This is a genomic window from Ensifer adhaerens (assembly GCF_002940685.1).
GTDB lineage: Bacteria > Pseudomonadota > Alphaproteobacteria > Rhizobiales > Rhizobiaceae > Ensifer > Ensifer adhaerens_E.
Map to the genome: position 1 here is coordinate 1 of NZ_PNFP01000041.1, position 10,246 is coordinate 10,246.

The following is a 10,246-nucleotide window of genomic DNA, read 5'->3' on the forward strand; positions in this document are numbered from 1 at the left end:
CGCCTCAAGGATTGGCGCCGCGTTGCCACAAGGTATGACAAGCTCATGCTGAACTTTGCCGCGACATGCTACATCGCGGCAATCGTCACATGGTGGCTCAATTGAGTCTGGAGCCTAGTCCTGTTGCGGCAAGACGGCCCTACGTCGCGCGCAAGACGGGATCACCCCGACGCACGCGATGAAATTGACCAAGACCGCGGTCGTAACGCCGACGTCCCAGAAGAGATACCGCCTGAGGGCCTTTATGACGTGCTCTGGCGCGTCGTCCACGAAGTCTCCAGTGACCGAGTTGCGTTCGTCGCGGCAGGCGTCACCTTCTATCTGCTTCTCGCGCTGTTTCCAGCCTTAGGCGCGATCGTCGCACTCTATGGGTTGCTCGCCGATCCCGTCGATATTGCGGAGCACTTGAGAACGCTCGCTTATGCCCTCCCGCCGGGGGCCTTCGACATCCTCGAGACCCAGCTACGTGCACTCTTGCAGATGCGTGACGCGACATTGAGCCTTGCCTTTTTCATTGGTTTCGCAATTGCCATTTGGAGTGCCCGCAATGGCACGCTCGCGCTGTTCGACGCCATGAATGTGGCCTACCAGGAAGTCGAGAAGCGAGGTTTTGTCAGGCTCAATCTCATCGCCATCGTCTTTACGTTTTGCGCCATGATCGCCCTCATCCTGATGATAGGCATAACCGCAGCGCTCCCCACAGTCCTTCGCGTCGCGCTGCTTGATGCGTCCGATGAGACGATCGTCCTCACCACAGGCTGGTCACTCGTGGTCGTCGCCGCCTTGGCCGGGGCGGCGGTCGTCTATCGTTTCGGTCCCAGTCGCCAGCCGGCAAAGCTCCGCTGGTTGACGTGGGGGGCAATCTTCGCAACATCCGCGTGGATTTTGATGTCTTTGGTCTATGGCTGGTATCTTAACAATCTTGCTGACTACGCAGCCAGCTACGGTGCTTTAGGCGGCCTCGTCGGGTTCCTCATCTGGCTCTGGCTATCGGTGACCCTCTTGATCGTGGGCGCCGAACTCAACGCTGAACTCGAACATCAGACCGCCAAGGACTCGACCACTGGGCGCCCTCTTCCCATGGGGCTTCGTGGAGCGCATATGGCCGACACGATTGGAAAAGCTGCAAGATGACGGGATGTGGGCGCCAGGCTATCCGCCGCGATCGAACCACCGGAAATCGGCGGGCCCGGTCAGCATGTCCGATGCTGGAGCCGGATAAAACAGCCCATGTTAACGAGCAGTGGCTCCTTTTCTATCAGTTGGCAGAAGCGGAAACTCAACGACGCTTCAAACGTTAAGCGGTCAGAGGGTGGAGGAGCAACAATGGCAAGCCCCAAGTCAAAGACGGCCAAGGGCCGAGAGTCGTCGCAAGAGTTCAAGAAACAAGCCGCCGCCGAGGAGCAAAAAGTCGAGAGTGTCAAAGGTTCCCCCCTGAAGAAGGGGGCGGAGCGCTTCGAAGAACGGTCGAAAAGCTCCGACGGCAAGAGCGCCGGCGAAAAGCAAGTCGACTGACAAGGGGCGTGACACGATCGCTACGGCGCGTGTCGCGGCCCGACGTCCAAAAATAGCTCGCTGCCTGGAACGAAAAGCGCAGCTGCGGCTTCTTCTACAGCGTTCAGTATTAGAGGAGAGCTAGCATGAACTCGCTTGCAGAACTTTTCGAACACACACTTCAGGACGTCTACTACGCAGAAAATGCAATCGTTAAGGCACTCCCGAAGGTCGCCAAGGCCGCCAAGAGCGCGGAGCTCAAAAAGGCGGCCGAGGATCATCTTTCGGAAACGAAGGACCAGATCAAGAAGCTCGATCAGGTCTTCAAATCCATCGGCAAGAAACCCGCCGGCGAAAAGTGCGACGCGATCGAGGGATTGATCAAGGAGGTCGATGGGCTGATATCGGAAGCGAAGGGGACCGCGCTCGACGCAGGCCTTCTGGCTGCGTGCCAAGCCGTAGAACACTACGAGATTGCCCGCTACGGATCGCTTCGGGAATGGGCAAAGGACCTCGGGCACGAGGAGGCCCATACTCTTCTTTCGGAGATCCTCGACCAGGAAAAAGCGACCAACAACAAGCTGACCAATCTTGCGGTGACATCCATCAACAAGGCAACCACGGCCCGCAAAGCCGCCTAAATGGCAGGGGCGCGCGACCATCGCTTATTTCTCAGTTCGGCATGCGCCCGGCATTCGGCCGGGCGCATGCCGCGCTCTATCGGCGCCGTTGCAGCTAGGCCCTGCCGGTTTGACACGCAGCATCCTCGATCCAATTCAATAAGATGAATTCACGCAAAGTCGTGCGAAGCAGCGCACAGAAGGCAGCAACACTGGTCAAACGGCCCTTCAGTGGTAAAAGGCGCCGCCCGCACAGTCCCGTGTCCTCCATGCGCAGTTTCTGGGGCCTACTGCTCGCCTACTGGCTGTCCGAACGGTGGCGCGAGGCCTGGGGGCTCACCTTCGTCATCATGCTGCTTACCGGATTGTCGGCCCAGGCAAGTGTCTGGTTCGCGCTGACCTCAGGCGAACTGGTCAATCGGATCGCGAATTTCCATCATCCCACCGTACCCACGACGCCGTCGTCGCTTTTGACAACGGCGGCCACACTCGCCGCCATCGCGATCACGAGGGATGCAGGCTTCACCGCTGTCCGCCACTTCTTTTCCACCAGTCTCCATCGAAAATGGCGGCAATGGTTGGACGAACGCTTCAACCAGGCGCTGCTCGATTCCAACCACACCCACTTCCATCTGCAGCAGAACGGGCGTGGTGAGGGAAGCAAGGAAGACGCTTCTTCACCCGACAACATCGATCAAAGGGTACAAGAGGCTATAAAGGGCATGACAGGCGGTGCGATCGGCCTTGGCCTGGGTATCGCCGGCGTCGTGATGTCGCTTGCCTTTGTGGGGGGCAAGCTGATCGAAACCTCCAGCCCCGTCAGAGGGCTTGATCTTCTCGGCAGCTACGGCAGCGCCTGCCTGACACTTCTCGCGATCGCGATCTACGTGCCCCTCAATACGTTCATCGCCGCCAAGCTTGGCGGTATGCTGCAGGGCCTCTCCATACGCATCCAGTCGGCCGAAGGCAGTTATCGAAGCGAACTGAACCAGTTGTTGCATCGCAGTTTCCATGTTGCCGTCATCAGAGGGGAACCGGCGCAAAAGGCCGTGAACGTGCGCCGATACAGCGAAATCGACGATACCTGGGCCAGGCTCAACCGGGTTTCTGCCAGCTATATGGGCTTTGAACTGGTGCACAATTTCATTGGATCACGCATTGTCGCCTACGCACCAGGTCTCCTTCCTTATGTCGACAAGACAATCAGCTTGCAGGACTATGTCACAGGAGCCGAACTTGCGACGTCCCTTATCAATGAATGCTCGTGGTTCATTCATGCGATGCCTGACATCGCGACACTAAGAGCCGACGCGCACCGCATCACTGAACTCGCGCAAGCAATTGAAGCGGTGCAACAGCCGCAAGACTATTACGCTCGGAGCGGGCCTTCCGCATTCGAGTATGCGTCCGACGACGACGCGCATGGCCTGACCGTTCATTCTGTCGAGCTCCTGCACACCGGCGACCAAACCCCCTTCTTGACCGCTAGCAACCTGAATTTCGCCCCCGGCGAGTGGACGTTGGTGATCGGTGAATCGGGAAGTGGCAAAACCTCTCTTCTGAAGGCAATACATGGTCTATGGCCGCATGGGCGGGGCATGATTACATTGCCGGACGGCATGCGAACTCTCTATGCCGCGCAGGACGTCAAACTCCAGGACGTTAGCCTTAAGGATCTCGTGTGCCTGCCCGATGAGGCCGGAGCACATAGTGACGTCGCAGTCTCAATGGCGTTGGAAAAGGCGGGTCTCCAAGATATTTCGCGCGAGCTTCCGGATGAGGGCCGCGAAGGGCAGCATTGGGACAAGCTTCTCTCCGGAGGGGAGAAACAGAAACTCGTTCTTGCAAAGATCCTGTTGCTGAAGCCGGGTTTGCTCTTTCTTGACGAGGCGACGAGCGCCCTTGATGGCCAGGCGGTCCAGGCATTTTATCAATCGATCAAAGCAGATTGCCCAAACACGACAGTTGTCGCCATCATGCACGATACCTCCTCGATCCAATCAGAAATCGGGGTGGAGTTCTTCGACAGCGTGCTTGTGATTGAACACGGCACCGCTGAGAAGATGCCAATTGCTGTGTGGCGATCTGCGCAACGAATCCCCTCTTAACTCCGTTGTGTTCGGCATAATGCTGCGGGTTAGCCGCCGGCCCCTCATGGCCACCGCGCAAGCCGCCACGTCGTATTGGAACAAACCGTAAGGCCGAGCGTTCTGTGGCGTATCGGAGGTAACGGCCATGCAAGCCTTGATTTGGGACCGTCCTGTCAGGCTCGGTACGACAGGCGAGCGTCGCATCGACGGACCGCAGGATGCGCTGCAATATCTGAGCGAAATGCCCCAGGGCGGATGGTTCTATGAGCGGGCTAGAAATCGCTGCCGCGCCGCTCTGGAGCGCAGGGATGCGCTTGACTCTCTCGGAAAGCTTTCGTCGGCGCCGCAATAGAAGCATCGTTTCCGATACTGGAAGAAGACATCGCATCCTGAGGCTCGTCACGTGCTCCGAAGATGGAGAATTGGGCTTACCCGCGCCATCTCATGGGCCGGATTTTTCTGTCGTCGTTCATGGCGGCACCAAAGGCGCGGAAAGCATTTCCGGGACGATCGCTTCTTGAGGGATTTCGATGTCGAGGAAATGTTCGGCATCACATAGCGCATGCAATACCCGCCCTCCGGGTATTGAGAGCGCAACCGGGCTTCATCATTAATGGAGCCAACCTGGCCCCGTCGCGACCCCCACAACGGGGCCTTCATTTTCACCTACCCCGAAATCTAGTGACCACTTTTGCGCTGTTCGGCCACGGCGGGTCTCGTCATAGGCTTCCCTCCGATATCAACGAAGGACCTGGCATGGGACAATCAACCAGACGTCACCGAAATGAGCGATGAAGAACTGCGCGGGCTCCGCCTAGCCCCTGTCCACATCTGCATGTCCATGAATTGATCAGATCGAGGATTCGCTGTTGGAGGTCGCCATGAGGCTCATCGTCGTGAATGGATGCGTGCGTCAGCAATTGGCAAAAAGACAGCCCCATCGCTGGGGCTGTGAGGTGAAAAAACTGAGGCTGCTGTGATTGTCCGGTCGCCACCCGCGCTCGATAGGCCCCATCTGCGGAGTTGAGAATGTAGGTGGGGCCCAGAGGCGCTTTCGATCACCCAGCGGCGGACCGAAGCAGCACGTTAGAACATAGGAAAGCGTCAAAGGTTCCACCATGGGACTTCAGTCCCATGACCCCGGCGCAAAGGTCCTGGTCCAGTGGAGGACTGGCCGCGATACGCTATTTTTAACCTCAGCCTATGGCCAACTGTGCGGCGTAGGCCGACAATGACACCAGGGCAGACTGCCCGTCCCTTCGGTTCGCTCTGGTGTCGTTGCCGACCGGAGGAATGGACTATGTACGAGCAATACCGCTACGGCGAACCGCCGCGAAAATGCTCTTGGCGATGCTCGTCATCGGCGGGTACCTGTTCGTGGACAGCGCGCTCTTGAACGAACCTCAACAATCCGTCGCCATCGTCCTTCCGACACCTGTAGCACCATCGAAGTAGTCTTCGCTGAAACAGGGAAGCAGCCATGAGATTGATGCACCTGGGGCGAGCCCGTCTTGGCATGGCTCTGCCACGATATCGCCCTCAGCTCCGCCAAGCCAGAGAGCACTGCCTGCTCGATCTCTTCGAGGCTTATGCGCTCGCCTCATCAACGCTCGAAGAGCTTCAGCGGGAATACCCGGCCCGCAAAGAGCTGATTGCCGAATACCAGCAGACCTGCGCCGACATGCAGGCAGAGATCGTCGCCCTACTCACGCTAACCGATGAGCGACTATTTCCATGAGCAGCGTCAAGTACATGCGTTTTCCCGGCATCCCCGACAAAGCCGGAGACCGTTTTGCGCCCGATAGCGCAGCGGATCGCGGGATAGCTTCACGGCCTCAATGGAGGACCGGCAAGACTGAACACAATCAACGTCAGATGGACCCCGGTGAAATCCCGGCATTCGTCGTCGACGTTCTCGAGGCTGGCTGCGACATCTGTGCCGTGGGGCATGACAGCTACGTGATTAGCGAAATTGTGGAGCAGACCGCAACAAAGGAAAAGCTCGACAGAATAATAGAGAAGTACGGCAATCGCGATGCCCTGAGATGGGAGATCGTCGGCTACCTTTGGTCGATCGGCCGGTTCCTAGAACTCACGTCCGAAATCACCCGTCACTAGTTTCGCAAGCCCCTATGGGCAGACATAGAAAAAAGCCTCTGCCAGGATCGGCAGAGGCCAAAGCAGGCTGGTACACGCCGCCAGGGTCGTCTGGACTGACGGAGCGCACGCTTCAAAGGCTACAGATGGAGCGCGGGACCACAATTCACCCAATGGAAGTGCATGCACCGCCGATATGATTAAGTTTCGCTTCTTGAACTAAGATTGGGAAAGCATCAGACGGCAACGCTCTAGGCGCGCACGCCTCGGGCTTTTGATCGCCTTGGCAGCATGCCTGGTCGCCCTCGCCCTGGCGCCATAATTTCGTGTGTCGTTTATCCCCTCAACTAGCCGCCCTCGTCCCGCGAAACTCATGGATTACTTTCACCGAGTAGCCCGAAATGGGTATTCCCCCCGGTGGAACCAGGCAAGTCCTACCGACGTTTTCTGGACCAAAGTGGTGTTGCGCGGCCCATCCTCGCGTGCAAGCACTTGCCGACCGCGAACGCTGGTGCCGCCCCTTCATTGGGAGGTCCCAAATGTATTTCCATTCGGATGATCTGGACTGCACTCTCGGCCCTAAAGACGTAGAAATGCTGCATCGAGTATTTGAACGGACCTGCTTTTTAGCAGGAATCCCCAAACTTTCTGATCGAGGCAATCAACTGGCAAGATTCCTGATCGACGAGTTCCGTTTCGGCCACACCGACGAGGCTTGCCTCCTGGAGTGCGCTCTCTGGTTCACAAAGCGACATGCGCGACAATCGGAGTTCTCCACGACTCATTCTGGGCGGGTTGAAGTATCGGGTGTTCGTAGACCCGCAAACGAATAATCTGGAGGCGATATGGGTTTGGTGCATCTCGGAAGGGCGCGCTTGGCAATGGCGCTGCCCCGTCATCGGGAACGCTTGCGCTCGGTCAAAGATCATGGATTGTACGACCTCTTCGAAAAGTATGCGTTGGCGGCAAAGACACTCGATGCCCTTCAGCGAGAGGCGCCCCGGCGGGAGGAGCAAATCCATTGTTTTCAGCAGCTTTGTCTGGATTTGCAGGCTGAGGTCGTCGCTGTGCTCGACCGGCTGCACGAGGAGAGCTGGTAGTCACATGCAAAGTGCACAGACTGTGCTCGAAGTTTGTTATCCCTTCCCGACGATCACAAAAACGAAGCTTTTTGCCGGTCACCCGTGGGCGCCGATCCCCGTCGGCTTCCAGCGCTGTACGTCTTCGGCAACTGGCTTCATCTCCGAGACGTCCTCTCCGATTGTGGCAACCGATGCCTCGACGTGTCCGTGCTAGCCGCCGGGATGGTCTGGCTGGCTAGAAGAGCTCTGGTTGAAGGCGTCATACGCGAGATCGACGGAAAGCACGACCCTCCCGTCAAGCACCTTGCTGTGGTGACGATGCCGCCGAGCGACGTCATGCGTCGTTGATTGACATATGAGGAGCAGCCCATAAGCTGGGCCAACGCCTTTGAGATCGACACCGTTTTCCGGAGATAGGGATCATGCAGGTGCCCCTCAGACAAGTATGGCCAAGCGCATGAGACGGTTTCTGCTCGTGAGCCTCGCCCTTTGCTTTTCGGCTTTGGCGTCCGGCGCCGCAACGCTGGACACCATTTTGGAGCGTGGAACCGTGCATATCGGTTACATCTCCGATCAAGCGCCATTTTCCTCCAGCAAGCCAGGGGCCGAACCGGTGGGATATGCCATCGACCTGTGCCGCAAGATTGCTGACGAGATCGAACATCACATTCCGCAACTAAAACGAAAATTTGTTGAGGTGACGCTCGCCGACGGCTTTGATGCAGTAGAGAATGAAGATATCGACTTGCTTTGCGGCTCCATCACCGTGAACTTGAAGAGGCGGGAAATCGTCGATTTCTCACAACCGATCTTCCTCACCGGGGCGAGCGCGCTGCTACGCAAGGATTCGCCCAGCTACCTGCAGTCGCTCTTTCTCAACGGACCCGCCGTTCGCGCGGTCAGCGAGCGCGTAGCCACGAACGTCATCGGCATGCGCGCAAACACGACGACGGCAGCGACACTTCGCGACGCACTCGCAGTCCAAGAATCGAAGACAAAGCTTGCCGATTTCAAGACGCATGAGGACGGGCTCAAGGCGCTGGAGGACCGCAGGATCGATGCCTACATCGCCGATCAGGTTCTGCTCATCAGCTTGGCCAAGCGGGCGCGCGATCCATCCTCGCTGGAGGTCGGCGATCGCCTGATCACGCATGAACCCTATGCGATCGCATTGCGTCGCGACGACGCCGACTTCCGCCTGCTGGCAGACCGCGCGCTGACAGATTTCTACCTGTCGGACGATTTTCTACCGCTGCTGGTAACCTATTTCGGAGGCGAAGCGCCAATGCTGCACACTCAAATCATCATGCAACACGTGCCATAGGTCGTGTGCGGCGGGATATTGAACTAGGAGGAGCAGAACGCGCTTGCCTCCTATGGCGCTGAGCCAGGCCGAGGCGCGCCTTCCAGGCGCCGGCACTGCACAAATCTATTTTATCCAGGCCGTTTATCACGCGCGAGCTACGTGTGTTTTCTCGCCCATTCGATGGTTCGCGCGATACCATCGCGCCAAGGTACGAGCGCTTTCCAACCCAACACCGCGTCTGCTAAGGCTGGTGAAGGACAGAGATCAACGTCGTCGGATGCGCTCGTCTGGGGAAACTCGACCAGAGTAGGATTCACTCCGACTTTCTCAACGATGAGGGTCGCGACCTCTCGCATTGTCGGTGCGTACCCCGAGGCAATGTTGACGAGTGGTGTCTTTTGCTGACAAATGTTGGCCATCTGATACAGCCCCTCCACGGCGTCCCGCACAAACAAGAGATCACGGCGTTCGTTGGGTCGACGCACGATGGAAGGCTCTCCGACGAGGCATTTTCGGATCAAAGACGGGATGAGGAAATCGCCCGACTGGCCAGGCCCGAAGACAAGCGAAAGCCGTGCCGTCAAGACCGGAAACGCCAGGCGCGGCTGCAGCGCTTCAACATAAAGCTGACCCGCGACAAGGGCAGCGGCATAGGTTGTGCAAGGCATCTCGCGCTGCGTTTCTAGATGAGGCATCGGCGCTTTGCCATAAGCGGCCAAGGTCCCCGCTCGCACGAAGGCGACCGGAGAAACAGGCGCCTCTGCCACGGCAGCGATGGTTTGCAACAGACCTAGCAGATCCTCTTGAACGCTTCCGAAAGCGTCTGCGAAACTCGGTTTCGGCGTACGTCGGGTGGCAGCGGCAAGATAAAAGATGTAACGCGCCTTGGCAGCCGCAAGACAACGCTTAAGGGCTCCGGTGTCTGCAAGCTCCAAAATATGCAGGCCCCATCGATGTATTTTAATCGATGCAGATCTGTACCGCGTCGAGCGAGCACGTGGACTGTGTGTCCTTCCGCACAACACCGTGCCACGAGGTGCGATCCGATGAAACCTGCGCCTCCAACGATCAATACGTTCGACATTGGAATGTCTTTCAGCTTCGCCGTTTTGCCAGCAGTAGTTTAGCGCAATCGCACCTAGGGCATACCTCGCGATCCGTCACGTTACAGCCACGGCAGCGACATGCAACTTACCTGATGGGATGCCTAGATACTCAAAGAAGGCTAAGCCGGGTCAAAAAGACAGCAAATGAACGCGTCGTCTGCTTTCGCCGGTCGTGCAACTTGTGCGTCGGATGCTGCACTCCTGTCCCATGCTTGAGGCTGTTGCAAAGCAAAGGTCACAGCTTTCATCGCTCGAAGCGCAGCACCTTCCGTCCACAGGGCAGGCTATCGCACAACAGCAGGCTTGCGGGTTTGGTCTGCCACCGAACTCGGTTGATCGCGTCCCGTGAGGTGGTGTAGCAGACGGCATTGGTCGCCGTGCTCTCCGGCATGGACCGGGATGATCAGCGCGCCACGGCTGGCAGGCTGATGAGCGGATCATCGCTCATCTG

At 57.9% G+C, this 10,246-nt stretch carries 9 protein-coding genes and 3 pseudogenes; 10 read left to right on the forward strand and 2 right to left on the reverse strand.

The annotated features are described in order from the left end of the window. From C1A35_RS36985 to C1A35_RS35345, 9 genes and pseudogenes are all read left to right on the forward strand, one after another. Window positions 1-105, forward strand: a pseudogene (locus C1A35_RS36985) (IS5/IS1182 family transposase); the annotation flags it as partial. 18 nt (window positions 106-123) lie between these two features. After that, on the forward strand, window positions 124-1,134 hold the full coding sequence (locus C1A35_RS35310) for a YihY/virulence factor BrkB family protein (RefSeq protein WP_234823136.1): 1,011 nt from the start codon (window positions 124-126) through the stop codon (window positions 1,132-1,134). Between the two features lie 192 nt (window positions 1,135-1,326). Then, complete coding sequence (locus C1A35_RS35315; RefSeq protein ID WP_104668879.1) at window positions 1,327-1,515, forward strand: hypothetical protein; 189 nt, start codon at window positions 1,327-1,329, stop codon at window positions 1,513-1,515. 125 nt (window positions 1,516-1,640) lie between these two features. Next, window positions 1,641-2,135, forward strand: a complete 495-nt coding sequence (locus tag C1A35_RS35320; RefSeq protein ID WP_104668880.1) for a ferritin-like domain-containing protein — start codon at window positions 1,641-1,643, stop codon at window positions 2,133-2,135. A 248-nt stretch (window positions 2,136-2,383) separates the two neighbouring features. Then, entirely contained in the window at window positions 2,384-4,222 is a 1,839-nt protein-coding gene (locus C1A35_RS35325) for an ABC transporter ATP-binding protein/permease (RefSeq protein WP_234823137.1), read from the forward strand. 127 nt (window positions 4,223-4,349) lie between these two features. Beyond that, on the forward strand, window positions 4,350-4,556 hold the full coding sequence (locus C1A35_RS37290; protein ID WP_104668882.1) for a DUF982 domain-containing protein: 207 nt from the start codon (window positions 4,350-4,352) through the stop codon (window positions 4,554-4,556). Between the two features lie 1,128 nt (window positions 4,557-5,684). Then, window positions 5,685-5,942 (forward strand): hypothetical protein, encoded by a 258-nt coding sequence (locus C1A35_RS35335; protein WP_104668883.1) that lies wholly within the window; start codon window positions 5,685-5,687, stop codon window positions 5,940-5,942. After that, the gene (locus tag C1A35_RS36990) at window positions 5,939-6,322 is read left to right on the forward strand and encodes a hypothetical protein (protein ID WP_234823138.1); all 384 of its coding nucleotides are present in this window, start codon (window positions 5,939-5,941) and stop codon (window positions 6,320-6,322) included. Before C1A35_RS35335 ends, C1A35_RS36990 begins: the two co-directional genes overlap by 4 nt. 824 nt (window positions 6,323-7,146) lie before the next feature. Continuing rightward, window positions 7,147-7,401, forward strand: a complete 255-nt coding sequence (locus C1A35_RS35345; protein ID WP_104668885.1) for a hypothetical protein — start codon at window positions 7,147-7,149, stop codon at window positions 7,399-7,401. A gap of 78 nt (window positions 7,402-7,479) precedes the next feature. Here the strand turns inward: C1A35_RS35345 and C1A35_RS35350 are convergent. Beyond that, window positions 7,480-7,575, reverse strand: a pseudogene (locus C1A35_RS35350) (DUF1515 family protein); the annotation flags it as partial. Window positions 7,576-7,840: 265 nt separating this feature from the next. Here C1A35_RS35350 and C1A35_RS35355 point away from each other — a divergent pair. Further along, on the forward strand, window positions 7,841-8,707 hold the full coding sequence (locus C1A35_RS35355) for an amino acid ABC transporter substrate-binding protein (RefSeq protein WP_234823139.1): 867 nt from the start codon (window positions 7,841-7,843) through the stop codon (window positions 8,705-8,707). A 137-nt stretch (window positions 8,708-8,844) separates the two neighbouring features. Here the strand turns inward: C1A35_RS35355 and C1A35_RS35360 are convergent. After that, window positions 8,845-9,773: pseudogene (locus tag C1A35_RS35360) on the reverse strand (NAD-dependent epimerase/dehydratase family protein). Between the last annotated feature and the right edge of the window lie 473 nt (window positions 9,774-10,246).

Bases quoted from the DNA above. Each gene is read 5' to 3' on its own strand.
- C1A35_RS35315 (WP_104668879.1), top strand. From the start codon at position 1,327: ATGGCAAGCCCCAAGTCAAAGACGGCCAAGGGCCGAGAGTCGTCGCAA.
- C1A35_RS35320 (WP_104668880.1), top strand. From the start codon at position 1,641: ATGAACTCGCTTGCAGAACTTTTCGAACACACACTTCAGGACGTCTAC.
- C1A35_RS35325 (WP_234823137.1), top strand. From the start codon at position 2,384: ATGCGCAGTTTCTGGGGCCTACTGCTCGCCTACTGGCTGTCCGAACGG.
- C1A35_RS37290 (WP_104668882.1), top strand. From the start codon at position 4,350: ATGCAAGCCTTGATTTGGGACCGTCCTGTCAGGCTCGGTACGACAGGC.
- C1A35_RS35335 (WP_104668883.1), top strand. From the start codon at position 5,685: ATGAGATTGATGCACCTGGGGCGAGCCCGTCTTGGCATGGCTCTGCCA.
- C1A35_RS36990 (WP_234823138.1), top strand. From the start codon at position 5,939: ATGAGCAGCGTCAAGTACATGCGTTTTCCCGGCATCCCCGACAAAGCC.
- C1A35_RS35345 (WP_104668885.1), top strand. From the start codon at position 7,147: ATGGGTTTGGTGCATCTCGGAAGGGCGCGCTTGGCAATGGCGCTGCCC.
- C1A35_RS35355 (WP_234823139.1), top strand. From the start codon at position 7,841: ATGAGACGGTTTCTGCTCGTGAGCCTCGCCCTTTGCTTTTCGGCTTTG.